This window comes from Streptococcus cuniculi, from assembly GCF_004570575.1.
In the GTDB taxonomy this organism is placed as follows: Bacteria; Bacillota; Bacilli; order Lactobacillales; family Streptococcaceae; genus Streptococcus; species Streptococcus cuniculi_A.
Window position 1 is genome coordinate 17875 of the sequence record NZ_SPPD01000001.1, and the last position, 19098, is coordinate 36972.

Here is a 19098-nt window from a genome sequence, read left to right on the forward strand (position 1 = left end):
GTGAATTTCGTCCCTGTCGTATGGCAGGGGCGTTTTTTGTACCGTGATGAAAGAAAGCGAGGCAGATGATGATCAATATCCTAGAATCTTATGACGGTAAATCCTTGCCGAATGTAGAGACCGAACGCCTGTTATTGCGGCAATGAACAGTTCAAGACGTAGAAGCAATCTTTGCCTATGCCTGCTTGCCTGAGGTTTGTCACCCAGCAGGGTTTCCAGCAGTAGCTACTCTGGAAGAAGAGCTGGACTATCTGGAACGTCGCTATGTTCAACATCTGGCAGAAGAAAATCTACCGTCTGGCTATGGGATTACTATTAAAGGGAGCGATCGTATTATCGGATCCTGTGACTTTAATCACCGCCATGCTGATGATGTATTGGAGATCGGTTACCTACTTCATCCAGACTTCTGGGGTCAGGGTTACATGCCAGAAGCAGTAGCTGCTTTAATTGAAGTAGGTTTCACCCTTCTACATTTACATAAGATTGAGCTGAAATGTTACAGTAGTAATCAGCAAAGTCAGGCAGTCGCTCGCAAGCTCGGTTTTACTCTGGAAGCCCGCATTCGGGATCGGAGAGGTATCCAAGGGAACCGCTGTGATGAGCTGGTGTATGGATTGTTGAGAGAGGAATGGATCGCTAGTAGCACAAGATCATAGAAGCACTATGTGCTTGATTTTGAAAGCGACTATAAAGGAAAGGTGAGATATTGCATGCTCCATCATATTGAAATCAATGTTTCGAATCTGGCAAAGAGTCGCCTTTTCTATGACAGGCTCTTTGAGGATTTAGGGTATGAGCGCTATCAGGAGTGGGAAGCAGGCTTCAGTTATCGCTATAAGAGCACCTATCTGGTCTTTGTCCAGACCGAGGAGGTCTATCAAGAAGCACCCTATCATCGAAAACAGACAGGCCTCAATCACATAGCCTTTTGCCTACCGACAAAAGCGCAGGTCGATGCCTTGCGTGAACGCTTGCGGGCAGACGGTGTGCCTTTGCTGTATGACGGATCCTACCCATACGCTGGAGGAGCTAACCATTATGCTGTCTTTTTTGAAGATCCAGATAGGATTAAGATTGAGGTTGTTTGGGAGGATCTGGGATGAATATAGTCATTATTGGGGCGCAGGCTTCAGGGAAGATGACGATTGGTCAAGAAATTGAGAAAAGAAGGGATATGACCTTGTTTCATAACCATGATAGCATTGATTTTGTGCTACGTTTTATGGAATGGGGAGATAGAGCAACCGACTTGATTCGAAAGATTCGGATGGATTTTTTTTGAAGCCTTTGCTAAAAGTGGGAAATCCCTTAATTTTACCGTGGTCATTGACTTTAATGATAGAAATGATCTCGATTTTTTAAGAGATATTCAGGATGTGTTTCATACCTTTGGGAGGGAAGTCCTATTTGTGGAGTTGGAGACAGATGTAGAGGAACGTCTTAGACGCAATCGGACAGAACATCGGATGAACTGCAAGCCCATTAAACGGAATGTGGACTGGTCTGAAAATGATATTCTGTCTACTATGGCGACGGCACAATTTAATCTTGAACAAGCGCCTGACTTTCTCAAACGCTATTACCAATTGAATAATACAACACTTTCGGCTCAGGAAGCACCCCAGCTGATTTTGCAAAAAGTAGAGGAGCTGGAAGTGGAGTAGTGGGAGAACAGGTATATCTTTAGCTTGAATGATGCTTATGTTTTGGTGTAAGAAAAATGTAGAAAATAGTAAAGAGATTATCACATTCTGTATAACTATTTAAAAAGATATACCCTAAGAATTATGACAAAATAAATAATGATATAAATATAAGGAGAAAATAAATGTCAAAAGAATTATCACCAAAATACAATCCAGCTGAGGTTGAGGCTGGTCGCTATGCTAAATGGCTGGAAGCCGATGTTTTCAAACCGTCTGGAAATCCAGATGCCAAGCCGTACTCGATTGTGATTCCACCGCCAAATGTAACGGGGAAACTCCACCTTGGACACGCTTGGGACACGACCTTGCAGGATATTATTATCCGCCAAAAACGCATGCAGGGCTTTGACACCCTGTGGCTTCCAGGTATGGACCATGCAGGGATTGCTACCCAGGCTAAGGTTGAGGAGCGTTTGCGTGGTGAGGGCATTACCCGTTACGACCTCGGTCGTGATAAATTCCTAGAAAAGGTCTGGGAGTGGAAGGACGAGTATGCTGCTACCATTAGGGAACAGTGGGGCAAGATGGGTTTGTCGCTCGACTACTCACGCGACCGTTTCACCCTTGATGAGGGACTGTCAAAGGCTGTTCGTAAGGTCTTCGTTGATTTGTATAAAAAAGGTTGGATCTATCGTGGTGAGTTTATCATCAACTGGGATCCAGCAGCCCGCACAGCACTTTCGGATATTGAAGTTATCCATAAGGAAATCAATGGTTTTGAACATTATTTCAAATATATGTTTGATGACAATAGCGGAAATTATTTGACTATCATGACCACCCGTCCCGAAACCATGTTCGGAGATGGAGCTATTGCAGTGCACCCAGATGATGAGCGCTATACTGACCTGATTGGGAAGTATGTGATCGTACCCTTGACAGGTTACCGGATTCCGATTATTGCAGATGAATATGTGGATATGGAGAAAGGGTCGGGCTGTGTGAAGATTACTCCTGCCCATGACCCCAACGATTTTGAAGTTGGTTTGCGTCACAATATCAAGCAAGATATTATTATGAATTTGGATGGAACCATGGCATCCACCCACCGCGTACCTGAGAAATACCAAGGATTAGATCGTTACGAGGCAAGAAAGTTGTTTATCGAGGATGCAGAGGAAGCAGGGCTGTTAGAGAAGCTAGTTCCCATTGTGCACCCAGTTGGTCACTCCGAGCGAACAGGCGTTGTCGTAGAGCCACGCTTGTCAACCCAATGGTTTGTCAAGATGGATCAATTGGCAAAGAATGCTATTGCTAATCAAAGTACAGATGATGCAGTCAAATTCTATCCACCACGCTTTAATGATGCCTTCCTCCAATGGATGGAAAACGTCCATGACTGGGTGATTTCGCGCCAGCTTTGGTGGGGACACCAGATTCCTGCTTGGTACAATGAAGCGGGTGAAATCTATGTCGGTGAAGAAGCTCCAGTAGGTGACGGTTGGACACAGGATGAAGATGTTCTAGACACTTGGTTCAGCTCTGCCCTTTGGCCATTTTCAACCATGGGTTGGCCCGATGAGGATAGCGCAGACTTCAAACGCTATTTCCCAACTTCAACCCTCGTCACAGGTTATGACATTATCCCATTCTGGGTGTCACGGATGATTTTCCAAGGGCTGGAGTTTACAGGCAAAGCACCATTTAGAAATGCGCTGATTCATGGTCTGATCCGTGATGAGCAAGGGCGTAAAATGTCCAAATCTCTCGGCAATGGGATTGACCCAATGGACGTCATTGACAAATATGGAACAGACAGTCTCCGTTGGTTCCTATCAAATGGTTCAGCACCGGGGCAGGATGTCCGCTTTAGCTACGAGAAGATGGATGCCAGCTGGAATTTCATCAATAAAATCTGGAATATTTCCCGCTACATTCTCATGAACAATGAAGACTTGAGCCTTGAAGTCGCGCGTGAAAATGTTGTAAAAGTGGCGAATAGTCAGGCAGGAAATGTGACAGATCGCTGGATTCTCCACAACCTCAACGAAACCATTGCCAAAGTGACGGAGAACTTTGATAAGTTTGAATTCGGTGTAGCGGGGCATATCCTTTATAACTTTATCTGGGATGAATTTGCCGACTGGTATGTGGAATTGACCAAGGAAGTGCTCTATAGTGATAATGAGCAAGACAAAGTCGTGACCCGCTCCGTGCTCCTCTATACTTTGGATCAGATCTTGCGCCTACTTCATCCAATCATGCCTTTTGTGACCGAGGAAATCTTTGGGTACATCTCAGAAGACAGCATTGTAACCGCAAGCTATCCAGTGGTGCGTCCCGACTTTGAAAATGAACCAGCAGCCAATGGAGTGGAAGCGCTGAAAGATGTCATTCGTGCAGTACGGAATGCTCGCAGTGAGGTCAATGTTGCCCCAAGCAAGCCTATCACAATCCTTATTAAGCCGACAGATAGTCAGTTAGAGGAGTTCTTCAAGGCCAATGTCAACTACCTCAAGCGCTTTACTAATCCGGAACACTTGGAAATTGACAGTAGCCTAACCGCACCAGAGCTCGCCATGTCAAGCGTCATCACAGGTGCTGAAATCTACCTACCGCTTGCAGACCTACTCAATGTGGAAGAAGAAATCGCCCGTCTTGAAAAAGAACTTGCCAAGTGGCAGAAAGAACTCGATATGGTTGCCAAGAAACTCACCAACGAGAAATTCATCGCCAACGCTAAACCAGAAATCGTCGAAAAAGAACGACAAAAACAAGCCGACTACCAGACCAAGTACGACACCACAAAAGACCGCATCGCGGAGATGGAGAAGTTGGTGGGATAGTTAATAATTTACCCAGCCTTAGGATGAAAGGCTGGGTTATGTAAAGCTAATTTTTAAAGGATAAGAAAATGGTAAACGAGAAAAAAACGGATCAGTGGGTTCGAAAAGAGATAGAGCAACTGGTCGGTGAAAATTATACCGAGCAGACTTCAAATATTAAAGAAGTAAAGAATGCTTTAAAAAACGCCTCGAAACAGGGTGGAAGAGGTGTAGGCAAACCTGAATTTGTCTTCTTACTAAATCAAACGTTGGTTGTGATTGAAGATAAACCCTCAACAAGTGAGTTGGTCAAGTACAATGAGACGGGAGAGTTAGATTTAACAGTTCCTTTGGCAACTGCTAAATATGCTGTGAATGGTGCTGTTCATTATGCAAAGCATATTACAGAGAAAGCGTTAGGCTATCAAGAAGTACTTGCTATTGGAGCTACTGGTAGTAATGAACAAAGGGAAGTTGAAGCTTGGTTTGTTGAATTTAATATAGAGAAAAAAGAGCATGGTATTAAAAAAATAGGAACAATTATCAATTGGTCTGACTTATCACCAGAGCATTTTGATGAATGGTATGCGAAACATGTTTTGGGAATTGATAAAGAAAGTTTAGCTGAGGTTGAGTTAAAATCTTTTGCAGCCGAGATGCATGAGGATTTACGGAATTATGCTAACTTAGAGGGAGAAAACAAGGCTACAGTTGTTTCTGCCATACTATTAGCACTGTTTGATGATCCAAGTATCGCAGAACGATTAAACGGGCGTAAAGATGGAGTGACTATTTTTCGTGCGGTGAAAGACTATATGGATGAGCATGCTATTTCGCCGAATTTTAAGAAAAAAATCGTTTTAGATAAATTTAGATTTCTTGAAAACAATGTTGCTCTCAATGCTAAATCAGAACGTTTAGGAGGTAAAACGCCAGTCAAGTATTTTACTGAAAAATTAACAACTATCCACCATCATTTTCAGTCGAATACGAATTTTGATATTTTAGGGAATTTCTACGGTGAATTTACAAAGTATGGTGGTTCAGACGGGAATAGTTTAGGCATCGTTTTAACTCCTCGTCATATTACTAGCCTAATGGCAGATTTAATTGATGTGCAAGCAACGGATTATGTCTTAGATCCAACGGCTGGTAGCGGAGCGTTCTTGATTGCTGCCATGAATCGTATGATAAAAGGACAAAATGATGATGCAGTCCAAAAGATAAAACAAGAACAACTGCATGGGATTGAAATGCAGGAGAAGATGTATACCGTTGCTACAACAAATATGATTCTAAGAGGAGATGGGAAAGCTAATCTTTTATTAGCAGATGTCTTTACTAAATCTGCTAAAGATTTAAAAGTGAAGGAAGAGCCAATAGGGATTACTAAAGTCCTAATGAATCCGCCTTACAGTCAAGGTTCCAAAGCAAATAAAGAGCTATATGAAATCAATTTTATACGCCACAGTTTATCAATGATGGAAAAAGGGGGATTACTAGCAGCCTTAGTACCACAGTCTACGATGACTGGCAAAACAACTGATGAAAAAAATTTCAAAAAAGCTATTTTGGAAAAGCATAGCTTAGAGACAGTTATCACCTTGAATCCACAAACGTTTGCTGGACAGCGGGCGGGTGTCCAGCCAGTGATTGCCATTTTTAAGGCGGGGATTCCTCATCATCCAGATAGCTCTGTAAAGTTTATTGATTTCAGGGATGATGGTTATGTGTTACAAAAACATGTGGGGCTTGTTGCAGATAAAACTGCCAGACAAAAACGCGATAATCTATTAAAGGTTGTTCTACATAAGGCTAGACAGATTGATAATGAACCTATTCGGACCAAGTATATGGTGGAGTCCCCTGTGACCTATGAAGATGAGTGGTTACATTCCTTTTTCTATTTTAATGATGAAATTCCTACGGAAGAGGACTTTGCAAAGACCATTGCAGATTATCTAACTTTTGAAGTGAATATGATTACTCATGGACGAGGCTACCTTTTTGGTTTAGAGGAGGTTGATGAGGATGAGTGAATTAAGGTTGACAGATGTGGAGTGGGAAGAATTTTTAATAGGTGGGGATGAAGGGATTTTTTCTGTTGAAGGGACAATAACAACTCCCCCGTCAAAACTTATAAAAAACGGTCCTACTCCTCGGGTAACTTGTGCTTCAACGAATAATGCTATAGATGATTTTTATCAGAATTTACCTACAGAGAAAGGTGGGGTGCTAGTTGTTGATAGCGCTACAGAGGGATTTGTATCTTATCAGAGTTCGGATTTTATAGCAACTGATCATGTTGAGAAAATAGCATTAAAATCAGGTGAAAAAATATCTAGGAATATCGGAATTTTTCTAAAAACAGCTATTAATATATCAGTAAATCAAAAATATAACTATGGATATAAATTCAATCAAACGAGAATTAAGAGACAAAAAATTAAGCTTCCCATTGATTCTTTAGGTCAACCTAACTGGCAATTTATGGAAGACTATATCAAGCAAGAACAGAAAAAACAAGTTCTCCAATTACAAAAATACTATGAAAGCAAGTTTTATCAGTTAGCGGGTGATTTGGTCGGTTTAGAAGAGGTAGAATGGAAAGAGTTTCGTTTTACAGATATTTTTACCACAGTACAACGAGGGAAACGTCTAGCGAAACATCAACATGTAGCAGGGGAGAAGCCGTATGTCTCTTCTACTGCTATGAATAATGGTGTTGACGGATTTATTGGAAATAATGAAAAAGTCAGAGAATTTGAGAATTGTTTGACAGTAGCCAATAGTGGAAGTGTCGGAGCTAGTTTTTATCATCGTTATAAATTCATAGCTAGCGATCATGTTACAGCGTTGAAAAATGAGCAATTTTGTAAAGAAGTCTATTTGTTTTTATCAACGATGATAAAGCGATTAGAGCAAAAGTATTCTTTTAATCGTGAAATAAATGACAATCGAATTAGCCGAGAGAAACTATTGCTTCCTACAGATAAGAATGGTCAGCCTAATTGGCAATATATGTCTGACTTTGTGAAAAAAATGGAACTTGATAAGATAGAAAAAATACTCTCTAATATATATATATATATATAGAAAAATAAGGGATTTGAGCAATTTACAAGTGAAGAAGCGTGGCTGGAAGTCCTATAGACTTGAACAAGTTTGTGAAATTTTATCAGGTGTCCGTCTTACAAAGGCGGAGCAAATAGATGGGGATAGACCCTTTATTGGAGCAACAGAGTCTAACAATGGTATAACAGATTTCATTGCTAATAGTAATCGTAGTTTAGATAATAATGTGCTAGGCGTTAATTATAACGGCAGTGTTGTGGAGAATTTTTATCATCCATATTTAGCTATTTTTTCTGATGATGTGAAACGTTTGAAATGGCGTAATAAGGACGGTCAGAATAGGTACTGTTACCTTTTTTTGAAGCAAATGTTACTGATGCAAAAGGAAAAATATGCCTATGGTTATAAGTTTAATGGCGAACGAATGAAGAAACAAAATATCATGCTCCCCATAAGCCATCATCAAGGGATTGATTATCTATTTATGGGGAACTATATGAAATTACAAGAGTTTATCAAGATTTATCATATTTTAAATAAATTAGCATTTAAAGGGGATTAGTTTGGATATTCGAGTTCAAAAGTATACTATTTCTGGCTTATTTTCTCGTGTTGAAGGTAGTTTCTTAGGAAAGGAGAAAATTTTTTCTATTCCGCGTTTTCAGCGTGAATATTCTTGGAGTGAAAAGCAGTGGGAAGAGTTTTCAGATGATTTAACAAGAGCTCTTTCAAAAGAGGATTTAGATACAGATTATTGGGGAAATATCATTGTTTACCATTCTGAAAATCATATCAATATTGTTGACGGACAACAAAGAATTGTTACTTTACTTCTCTGCCTTTTAGCACTGGGGGAAAACTTAGTTGATAATGGTCGCTATCCTCTTTGTTTTGATAATCACCAGCAAGTTATTTTTAAAAAATTACTGATGAATCAATCGATAGATTCAGCAGAAAAGAGACAGCGTTTGGTTCTTGCAAAACAGTTTTTCCAAGATCGTTTTAGAACGGTTGATAGAGAAGAGTTGGTAAGGTTCATTTATTCTACACAAATAACGGTGGTTACGGTGGATAATGAATTTGAAAGTCATTTATTATTCGGTCGTATCAATACGAGAGGACTAGAGTTGCATGATGTAGATTTAATAAAATATCTTGTTTTTTCAACAATTGATAAACAAGCTGGGCCTTCTTTTAATGATGAAATTCTGGAAACTTGGAGGGAAGTACAAATAACGGTAAGTGAATTGAATATGTCTATAGAACGTTTTGTAGAATTATATTTTTACACGAACTATAAAAAAACAGATAAAAGGTTATTTAATTACTTTTCTGATGAGATAGGAGATTATAAGTTATTCTTAATCAGTCTTCGTGATGTTGCCAAGCGGATTAAATCTTGGAAAGATAACTCTGGTGGAAATGATAATAAAATTGGTCGTAATTTGAGGTATCTTTTAAAATTTGGTAGTGAAGAGGCGATTCAATTGATAATAAAATTAGTTGAAAGTCCGATCCCTCATCAAGCAAAATTCATAGAACTTTTAACTGTCTACGAGTTTGTTCGTAATATTAGTACTTTTCCTAAAATTTTTTCAACAGATGAGGAGAGAAGGTACTGGAGAAAGCGTAGAGTAGATGTAAATTATGATAATGTTCGAGAGTCTTATTATCGCTTTATCTATTCGGAAAGAAATGATATTCAAGATATAAAAGAGCAGATGAGAAAATCACTAATGAGATTGGATGACTTTCAACGATTGTTTAGTGAGTTGAGATATATTGATCGATCAGCTCATAGCGCTTATCGAACGAATCATGAGCAATTACTTTCAAAATATGCTATCTATACATTGAATAATTGGCAAGATCGCTATAATCATGGAGCAGGAGAGGTTAGTCGGACAAGAGATGATGATGATTTTTCTATCGAACATATTTTGCCTAAGTCTTTTGCTATCAATGAGGATTCTATCCAATATAAAATTGGAAATCTTTTAACCTTTGAAAGAAGTCCTAATAATGATGCTGGAGATAAGCCACTCCAAGATAAATTGGCTTTATATAAAAAATCAGCTTATCCCCAAGTAAAAGAACTTTTATATAAAAAATATCGTACAGGTGGACAAATTTGGGGAGATTGGGAAGCGAAAGAATTTGATGAAGATTTGATTGAGGTGCGAGGAAATGCTTTAGCTACTCAAGTTTATAAAAAGTTAAAGAGATTGCTAAAAGAATAGGAGTCTTTCCAAAGATAAGATACAAAGAGGAAAAGGGGCTAGAATTGATGTCGGATTTACTTGAGGAATTAGGGAGAACGGTATTCATATCCTCTTATATTGCTATTTTATTATAACAAAGAAAAGTCATTTTTTAACAGTAGACTGGGGGGACATGATGAAAGCATTATCGAAGGTAGCCTTGAAAAAGCGGTTGATGGCTTTGGAAAAGGAGGAGTTGGTGGGGCTTATCGGTCAGTTATATGGTGAGAGTGAGGTGGTGAAGGGTAAGCTCAATGTTTCTTTTCAGGGAGAGGGCTATGTGGCAGATTTAGTCGCTGACTATTGCCGTAAAATACATAGGGTGATGTTCCCTGACAATCTGCTTAGTGGAGGTCACAGTATAAAGCTGCCAAGAGGTTGCTTGCTGAGTTCAAGGAGCGTTGCACAGAGCAAGAGGCGCAAGCTAGAGTGTATCTTCAATTTGCACTGGATGGGACGCGGTTTACGGATACTTGTGGGGATATGCCAGTAGCCTATTATAATGCCCTGTTGCATTCTTATCAGATTGCGGTTGATGTTGCAGAAGGAAATGAGGGCTTTTTTGACTCGGTAAAAGAAGAACTACTCTATATTTATCAAACTAACCAAGATATTGGCTGGGGATTTTCAGAAGGAACGATGGATATTTTTTGTCAAGTTAGCTAGATGTACGATGAGGAAGATTGAATGGTGAAATGATGGAGCAGTTTATTGAGAAATCATCAGGAAGAATAGTTTGTGTGAGAACAAGGTATCCTTATTATGGTTCGCAATTACAGTTGCTACTGCTAGAATATCAGGACGATGGTGCATGTGTCCTGATTCGTGAGAGTGACTTTCAGGAGCTATTTATGCCTAGACGTTCTCAACTAACAACTGCTGAAAAATTGAGTATTTATCGTTCGTTATTTAGAGGACGGGATGATGTCTATGCTAAATCCTATCAAAACGATACTGGTAGATTGCAATACTATCCTTCTTATCGTTATGGTTGGAAAGAATTGCCAGCTGATAAACGGCTCTGTGAACCGTTGACAGATGAGGTGCTAAAGGCGCATTTTAGGGGTGAGATAAGTATTGGTTTATTTCCTATTCTAAAGGACGATACGTGTAGTTTGTTAGCTATTGATTTTGATAAGGGAGATTGGAAAGAGGCTGTTCGGATTTTGAGACAGGTTGCGGATACTTATACAATTGGCGCACATGTTGAGATTTCTCGTTCAGGAAACGGGGCACATGTCTGGTTTTTCTTCGCTCATCCCATATCTTGTCGAGAGGTGCGATTATTTGGTCGGAAATTGCTGGAGCTAGCCATGCAGGAGTCACTGGAGCTGTCGTTTGATTCCTTCGATCGCATGTTTCCCAATCAAGACCGTCTACCCAAGGGTGGTTTTGGAAATCTGATTGCCCTACCTTTGCAAGGGCAGTCTTTTCAAGAGGGAAAAAGAGTGTTTGTCGATGAACATTATATTCCTTATCCTGACCAGTGGGGATATCTGAAAGAACTGAAACGTGTGACTTACCAGCAGGTTCAAGAATTAACTAAGGTGTCCCTGACGATGTGTGTTGAACAAGAGTTGCTAGAAATACAGTTGGGACGGGTATTAGAGGTAGAGAAAGCCGGTCTCTCACCTCAACTGCTATTCTACTTAAAAAGATTGGCATCATTTTCAAATCCAGAATATTATGTAAAGCAAGCGATGAGACAGCCAACGTATCAGATTCCTGAAACAATATGCTTATTTGAAGAGAATGATGTCTACCTATATCTGCCAAGAGGTCTCATTTTCAATCTTCGAGAAACATTTCCTAAATTGACTGTTACGGGAAGGAAAGAACAAGAACAGGACCTCAGAATATCATTCAGCGGACAATTACGGTTCGACCAAGAATTAGCCTTGTCGGATATGTTGTCAGCGGATAACGGCGTCCTTTGTGCAGGTACTGGGTTTGGCAAGACTGTTCTGGGAGCTGCTCTCATTGCTGAGCGTAAAAAGAGGACATTGATAGTTGTTCATAATCGGCAATTATTAGAACAATGGCTGGAGCGCTTGTCCCAGTTTTTGACTTTTGAAGAGGAGGAGGCCATTCGAACCACGCCTTCTGGTCGAGAAAAAGTGATAGGGCATATTGGTCAATTTGCAGGTGCCAAAAAGTGGCGAACGACTTTGGTGGATGTTGCCATGATGCAATCACTGATGACTGTGGAAAATCTGGAGGAGTTGTTATCCGATTATGATGTGATGATAGTAGATGAATGCCATCATGTGACAGCTGTGATGTTTGAAAAAGTAGTCGCTAGTTTTTCTGGAACCTATCTTTATGGTTTGACAGCGACCCCTGAGCGCAAAAATGGTCATGAGCCCATTCTTTTTCAGCGTATTGGTCCTATTTTGCATACAGCTAGTGAAGGGCAAGTGACTTTTGAAAAGCACTTATCCCTTCGGTTTACAGATTTTGGAAAATATGATGTTCAGGATAGGAAAAGCAGTAATTTTGTGGAACTCTGCGATCGGCTAGCTCAATCTTCTTCTCGAAATCAACTGATTGTGCAAGATATTATTGAAGCCTACCAGAAAAAGCGTCATATTTTAGTGCTGAGCAATAGGCTAGGGCATTTGGAAATTCTTGAAAAAAGGCTCAGAGAAGCAGGTTTATCATCTATTTTTACTCTAAATGGGCAAACAAAAGTAAAAGAAAAACAGGAAATCGTCTCACAGATAGACCAGTTAAGTGATCATGAGCCGTTTGTCCTGTTATCGATTGGAAAATACGTGGGAGAAGGATTTGATTTGCCTAAGTTGGATACCCTGATTTTAGCTAGTCCTTTATCGTGGAAGAATAATCTGATTCAGTATGCAGGTCGGATTCATCGTCCTTATCCTGAAAAGAAGCGAGTAACCATCTATGATTATGTTGATATTCATGTTCCTTATCTGGAAAGGATGTTTCACAAGCGTCAGGTCGCTTACCGAAAGATGTGCTATGTCACGAGTTCTCAATTAGCGAACCAGAGTATTTTTGATGTTCGATCGTATGAAAGAGCTTTTGGAAAGGATTTGGCATCTGTAGAAACGCTCATTCTTTCCTTATCAACAGCTCATCGTTTGAAATTACAGCAATTGGTAGGCTTGGCGAAGGGAGCTAGCCTAGAGATTTATATTTCAAGGAGTGAACGAAATCAGGAAATCTTACAACAACTAGTAGGTACACAAATCATCATGCATGAGGTGGATGAACCCCTCCCTAATTTTCTACTGATTGATAACCGTGTTGTTTGGTTTGGTAAACTGCCGATGCTCACGCAGCAATATGACAAGGAGGAGCCACTGATTCTCCGAATTGAAAGCGAAAATTTGGTTCAAGAATTTAGAGACATCATTGGGAAAAGAAGTGATGAAGCGATGAAAGAATAATTTTGGTCGCTTAACGATCTAGTAAAATAAATGGACGCAGGTACAATGGGGGATAGATAGGGGAAAGAAAATAGCCTGTTTTCATCTCATAAGTAGTAAGAATCTCCCACGACAAATCGTTTTCAGAGAACGAATTTACTGAAGGGCATCTCATTTTTTGTAAAATGGCTGAAGATACTTTGAAAAATGCATGTAACTGCAACAAGTTGCAGGCATTTTCTTCATGTGTAAATAAAAGCTAAATAAAACCATTATAAGATTGTCATAATTAGTAAAAGAGAGTATAATAATGATAGAATTGGATATCAATTTGGACAGCAAAAAAGCACCGAATCGGTGCCCACTTTTTCAAGTTGAGTACGGACTGGATTAAAAATCACTGCCTTATTTTAACTTTGCTGTGTTGTTTCGAATGGTTCCACAAACGTCATGTTTTTTGGCATTATTGTTTTGCGGTAACTATTTCCCAAAAGGAGCTTGTGTTGGCAGAGTGGGACTTCAACTCTTTCGAGGGTTGAGTTTCCTTCAGAACTCTGTTATACTGAGTATAGATAAATCAAAAAAGTGCTGTTGGGTACTTTTTTCTTATTGTAAGAAGGAGGAGAAATGAACTATATTTGGTCTTATTTGAAAAAATACCCCAAGTGGTTGGTCCTAGATTTGTTTGGTGCGGTCTTTTTCGTGATTGTCAACCTTGGTCTGCCGACTGTTCTGGCTCGAATGATTGATGAGGGTATCAATAGCCGAGACATGGAGCGCTTGTATTTCTGGGCTATGATCATGCTGGTTGTGATTGTTCTTGGAACCTTGGGACGAATTGTTTTGTCTTACGCTGCCAGTAAATTGACGACTAGTATGGTGCGCGATATGCGAAATGACCTTTATGCCAAGTTGCAGGAATACTCCCATCATGAATATGAACAAATCGGAGTTTCCTCCTTGGTGACAAGGCTGACCAGTGATGCTTTTGTTCTGATGCAATTTGCGGAGCAGGTTTTGAAATTGGGGGTTATTACGCCCTTGATGATGTTTTCAAGCGTCATGATGATTTTTCTGACCAGCCCATCCATGGCTTGGATAGTAGCCTTTGCCATGCCCTTTTTAGCGATGGTTGTCTGGTACGTAGCGGTGAAAACCCGTCCGTTATCTGAAAAGCAACAGAAAACCTTGGATAAGATCAACCAGTATGCTCGGGAAAATTTGACTGGTTTGCGGGTTATTCGCGCCTTTGCGCGGGAGGAATTTCAGGAAGACCGCTTTGCGGAGCAAAATAATCTCTATGCGCAAAATTCCAATCGCTTGTTTAAATTGACCGGTTTGACAGAGCCCTTGTTTGTCCAGATTATCATTGCCATGATTGTTGCCATTGTCTGGTTTGCTTTAGCGCCACTCGGTCGGGGCGACTTGCAGATTGGGGATTTGGTTGCCTTTATCGAGTACAGCTTCCACGCCCTCTTGTCTTTCCTTCTCCTATCGAATCTCTTTACCATGTACCCTCGGACGGCAGTCTCTAGCGAACGCTTGAAGGAAGTCGTGGAGATGCCAATCTCGATCAATCCGAATGAAGAGGGGATTACAGAGACAGAAACCAAGGGTTATCTGGAGTTTGATAATGTGACCTTTGCCTATCCGGGAGAAACAGAAAGTCCAGTCTTGCATAACATTTCCTTTAAGGCGAAACCGGGTGAAACCATTGCCTTTATCGGCTCGACTGGTTCTGGTAAGTCTTCCTTGGTCCAGTTGATTCCACGTTTCTATGATGTTACTCTTGGAAAGATTCTAGTGGACGGGGTGGATGTGCGCTCCTATAATCTCAAAGCCCTTCGCCAGAAGATTGGCTTTATCCCGCAGAAGGCGCTTCTCTTTACTGGGACGATTGCAGAAAATCTCCGCTACGGAAAAGAAGATGCTAGCCATGAGGAACTGCATCAGGCAGCGGATGTAGCGCAGGCGCGTGAGTTTATCGAAAGCAAGGAAGACCAGTTTGAAACCCACTTGGCAGAAGGAGGAAGCAATCTGTCTGGTGGACAAAAGCAACGCTTGTCCATTGCCCGTGCGGTAGTCAAAGAACCGGATATCTATATCTTTGACGATTCTTTTTCGGCTCTAGACTATAAGACAGATGCCATCTTACGTCGCCGCTTGAAAGAAGTAACGGAGAATGCGACGGTTCTCATCGTGGCGCAACGTGTGGGAACCATCATGGATGCTGATCAGATTATTGTTCTTGATAAGGGAGAAATCATCGGTCGCGGGACACATGAGGAACTGATGGAGAGCAATGATATTTACCGTGAAATAGCTAACTCTCAGCTGAATAGTCACTCATTGACAGAAGAATAGGAGGAAACATGAAGAAATCATCTAGTTTTGCTCGTTTATGGAGCTATTTGAAAGTCTATAAACTGCCTCTTTTTGCAGCCGTTTTTCTCAAGATTCTTAGTGTCGTGATGAGTGTCTTGGAGCCCTTTGTTTTGGGGCTTGCGATTACCGAGTTGACCAAAAATCTCATGGAGATGGCAAAAGGTGTGGCAGGTGCAGGGATCAATGTAAGCTATATTTTCTGGATATTGGTTCTGTATTTTATCCGAGCGCTTTTCTATGAAATCGGAGCCTATTATTCCAATTATTTCATGACCAATGCTGTGCAGCAGACGGTGGCGGATCTGCGTAATGATTTGAGTCGAAAAATCAATCGTATCTCGGTCTCTTACTTTGATAAGCAACAGTTCGGTGATGTATTGGGACGCTTTACCAGTGATGTGGAGACGGTATCCAATGCCCTCCAGCAAAGTGTGCTCCAGCTAGTCAATGCCATCTTTACGATTGCCCTTGTCATTGCCATGATGCTCTTTTTGAACCTCAACTTGGCACTGATTGTCATCATCAGTATTCCCCTGACTTACCTTGGTGCTCAATTTATCCTAAAAAAATCACAACCCTATTTCAAGGAGCAGGCGGCTATTTTAGGACGGCTCAATGGTTTTGTTCAAGAGAATTTATCAGGTTTCAATGTCCTAAAACTCTATGGTCGTGAGGAAACCTCAACAGAGGATTTCCAAAAAATCACGGATACCTTGCAGCATGTTGGCTTTAGGGCAAGTTTCATTTCTGGTTTGATGATGCCCATTCTGCATGCAGTGTCTGATGTGACCTACCTACTTGTCGCTGTTGTCGGTGGCTTACAGGTCATTGCAGGGCGCTTGACCATTGGGAATATGCAGGCCTTTGTCCAATATGTATGGCAGGTCAGTCAGCCGATTCAGACCTTGACCCAGTTGGCAGGACCCTTGCAGAGTGCCCAGTCATCACTCGAGCGGATTTTCCAAGTCTTAGACGAGCCAGATGAGCAGATGGAGGTGAAAGAGAAATTAGCCCATGATTTGACGGGGCGGGTCAGCTTCAAGCATGTTGATTTTCAATATGTGGAAAACAAGCCTTTGATTCGGGATTTTAATCTGGAAGTAGAACCGGGTGAAATGGTAGCAATTGTTGGTCCGACAGGGGCTGGGAAGACGACGCTGATCAATCTCTTGATGCGTTTTTATGATGTAACAAGTGGAGCGATTATGGTGGATGGCCATGATATTCGCACACTCTCTCGGCAGGAATACCGCCAGCAGTTTGGGATGGTCTTGCAGGATGCTTGGCTCTATGAGGGGACTATCAAGGAGAATCTCCGCTTTGGGAATTTGCAGGCGACAGATGAGGAAATCATTGCCGCTGCCAAGGCTGCCAATGTCGATCACTTTATCCGCACCTTACCCGGTGGTTACAATATGGAGATGAACCAGGAATCAAGCAATATCTCGCTCGGTCAAAAACAACTCTTGACCATTGCACGGGCGCTTTTAGCAGATCCGAAGATCCTGATTTTGGATGAGGCGACGAGTTCTGTCGATACGCGCTTGGAGCTCCTGATTCAAAAGGCTATGAAGAACCTGATGAAAGGGCGGACCAGCTTTGTCATTGCCCACCGTCTATCCACCATTCAAGAAGCTGATAAGATCTTGGTCTTGAAAGATGGCCAAATTATCGAGCAAGGAAATCATCAGAGCCTCTTGGCTGACAAGGGTTTCTATTATGATCTCTACACAAGTCAATTCGCGAAAAAAGAAGAAAGTGCATAAAAAAGAGCCAGTTGGCTCTTTTTTATCTGTATTTTAAAGGTATATGGAGTATATTCAGAAAGATTGCTAGAGTGTCTCTTGTAAATAGCAGGCTAGTATACTGCAAACCTCACAAGTACATGATACCAGCCCCTCCTTGCCATCTGTCAGTATAGCTTCTGGTTAGCTTTCCTGTTTTGTAACGCTTATACCCAAGAAAAATCAAAATCTGGAACTGGCTAAAGCTGAAACAGTTATGTCCCAAAGGGGGCACACTTGACACGAGTTCCACTCGTTTCATTTCCTACCTTCCCCAGTCTATTCCTAGACTGTTTGACACGAGTTTCACTTGTTCTATCTCCTACCTCCAACAATCTCTCCCCATATTGTTGGAGCAGGTAGAAGGTTGTTCCTTATCATTTTTAGGGAGCGGTATGAAAACCTCTGCTGGTGCTTGTCACTCATCAAGATAAGTCAACAAGGTTTTTAAAGAGCATTAGTCCAATTTCAAGGCATCTTGATTGAAAGGGATAGAGGAATCGTAGGGATTGTGGCGTAGTTTAAAGTGTTTGATATCTTCAATGGTTTGAGTACCAGCCAGCTGCATGACCATTTTGAGTTCCTCGTTTATCTTTTCAAAGACTTGGCGGGTACCAACGCTACCTCCCATAGCCAGTCCGTAGACCACTGGACGACCGAGGGCGACAAGGTCGGCACCAGAAGCCAGCGCTTTAAAGACATGTTGCCCACGTCGAACGCCAGAGTCAAAGACAATTGGGACACGTCTGTCAACAGCTTCCGCCACTTCTTGGAGGGAATCAAAGGCAGCTGGTCCACCGTCGAGCTGACGACCACCGTGGTTGGTGACCCAAATACCAGCTGCTCCAGCATTCAAGGCACGAAAGACATCTTCGGCACACTGGGGTCCTTTGACATAGACTGGAAGTCCGGAGTATTGGGCGATATATTCGACATCTTTTGGTGAGAGGGCTTGTTTGGCTGAACGGTAGACGTAATCCATGGTCTTTCCAGCACCGTCTGGTAGGTATTCTTGGACGATTGGCATACCGACTGGGAAGACAAAGCCGTTACGTTTATCGACCTCACGGTTTCCTCCGACAGTAGCGTCCACTGTTAAGACGATCGCTTTAACCCCTTGTTCTTTCACGCGGTCCATAATGTGGCGGTTGATACCGTCATCCTTACTGTAATAGAACTGGAACCATTGAGGAGCGCCATTCAGAGCCTGTGTAATGTCAGGAATGTCGGTAGTTGAATAGGAACTGGTTGTGTAAATGGTACCAAATTCGCTGACTCCTTTAGCACTGGCAACCTCGCCTTGCTCATTGGCTAGCTTATGAGCAGCAACGGGAGCCATAATGATTGGAGAAGTTAGTCTATCCCCATCATAGGTAATTTCGGTAGAAGGATTTTCAACCCCCTTCAAGCTGTGAGGCACAATCAATTTGTGGTTAAAGGAACGGATGTTTTCGTGTAAAGTGAAGGTATCCCCAGCTCCACTTGCAATATAACCAAATGCCCCTTTTGGAATGACCCCTTGTGCCATTTTTTCTAAGTCAAAGACATTGATAAATTCAACGGGGCCCTCTGCTTTACTTGTTTTGAAATCCATGCGGTTTTCCTCTAAATCTAGACTAGATCTACTTTCTAATAAAAATCTATTTTTGTTAGCGCTTACAATAAGTAGTATAGCAATTTCTGAAAGCGGCGTCAATTGATTTGCACTCAAAATGTGAAAATAT

General features: G+C 41.4%; 11 protein-coding genes and 2 pseudogenes. 12 read left to right on the forward strand and 1 reads right to left on the reverse strand.

What is annotated here, in order from left to right:
• The first annotated feature begins 71 nt into the window (after positions 1–71).
• The 12 genes and pseudogenes from E4T82_RS00125 (at position 72) to E4T82_RS00175 (ending at position 17356) form a co-directional block, all read left to right on the forward strand.
• Positions 72–659 (forward strand): annotated as a pseudogene (locus E4T82_RS00125) (GNAT family N-acetyltransferase).
• 54 nt (positions 660–713) lie between these two features.
• Complete coding sequence (locus E4T82_RS00130; protein WP_135180894.1) at positions 714–1106, forward strand: VOC family protein; 393 nt, start codon at positions 714–716, stop codon at positions 1104–1106.
• Positions 1103–1667, forward strand: a pseudogene (locus tag E4T82_RS00135) (shikimate kinase). Before E4T82_RS00130 ends, E4T82_RS00135 begins: the two are co-directional and overlap by 4 nt.
• A 164-nt stretch (positions 1668–1831) precedes the next feature.
• Positions 1832–4495, forward strand: coding sequence for a valine--tRNA ligase (locus tag E4T82_RS00140; protein WP_135180895.1), 2664 nt, complete (start codon positions 1832–1834; stop codon positions 4493–4495).
• A 68-nt stretch (positions 4496–4563) separates the two neighbouring features.
• Positions 4564–6513, forward strand: coding sequence for an HsdM family class I SAM-dependent methyltransferase (locus tag E4T82_RS00145; RefSeq protein ID WP_135180896.1), 1950 nt, complete (start codon positions 4564–4566; stop codon positions 6511–6513).
• Positions 6506–7570, forward strand: a complete 1065-nt coding sequence (locus E4T82_RS00150) for a restriction endonuclease subunit S (protein WP_228065002.1) — start codon at positions 6506–6508, stop codon at positions 7568–7570. Before E4T82_RS00145 ends, E4T82_RS00150 begins: the two co-directional genes overlap by 8 nt.
• Before the next feature lie 13 nt (positions 7571–7583).
• Positions 7584–8111 carry a restriction endonuclease subunit S gene (locus E4T82_RS12705; RefSeq protein WP_228065003.1) on the forward strand — a complete coding sequence of 176 codons (528 nt, stop codon included), beginning with the start codon at positions 7584–7586 and terminating at the stop codon, positions 8109–8111.
• A 1-nt stretch (position 8112) separates the two neighbouring features.
• Positions 8113–9789 (forward strand): DUF262 domain-containing protein, encoded by a 1677-nt coding sequence (locus E4T82_RS00155; protein ID WP_135180897.1) that lies wholly within the window; start codon positions 8113–8115, stop codon positions 9787–9789.
• Between the two features lie 450 nt (positions 9790–10239).
• A complete protein-coding gene (locus tag E4T82_RS00160) occupies positions 10240–10476 on the forward strand; it encodes a hypothetical protein (RefSeq protein WP_135180898.1) in 237 nt (78 codons plus the stop codon).
• A 32-nt stretch (positions 10477–10508) separates the two neighbouring features.
• Entirely contained in the window at positions 10509–13226 is a 2718-nt protein-coding gene (locus tag E4T82_RS00165) for a TOTE conflict system archaeo-eukaryotic primase domain-containing protein (protein WP_135181149.1), read from the forward strand.
• Between the two features lie 606 nt (positions 13227–13832).
• Positions 13833–15569: an ABC transporter ATP-binding protein gene (locus E4T82_RS00170; RefSeq protein ID WP_135052333.1), complete on the forward strand. Its 1737-nt coding sequence runs from the start codon at positions 13833–13835 to the stop codon at positions 15567–15569.
• An 8-nt stretch (positions 15570–15577) separates the two neighbouring features.
• Complete coding sequence (locus E4T82_RS00175; RefSeq protein WP_135180899.1) at positions 15578–17356, forward strand: ABC transporter ATP-binding protein; 1779 nt, start codon at positions 15578–15580, stop codon at positions 17354–17356.
• 475 nt (positions 17357–17831) lie between these two features.
• On the opposite strand, the gene lctO is transcribed toward E4T82_RS00175, so the two are convergent.
• A complete protein-coding gene (gene lctO / locus E4T82_RS00180) occupies positions 17832–18968 on the reverse strand; it encodes an L-lactate oxidase (protein WP_135180900.1) in 1137 nt (378 codons plus the stop codon).
• Between the last annotated feature and the right edge of the window lie 130 nt (positions 18969–19098).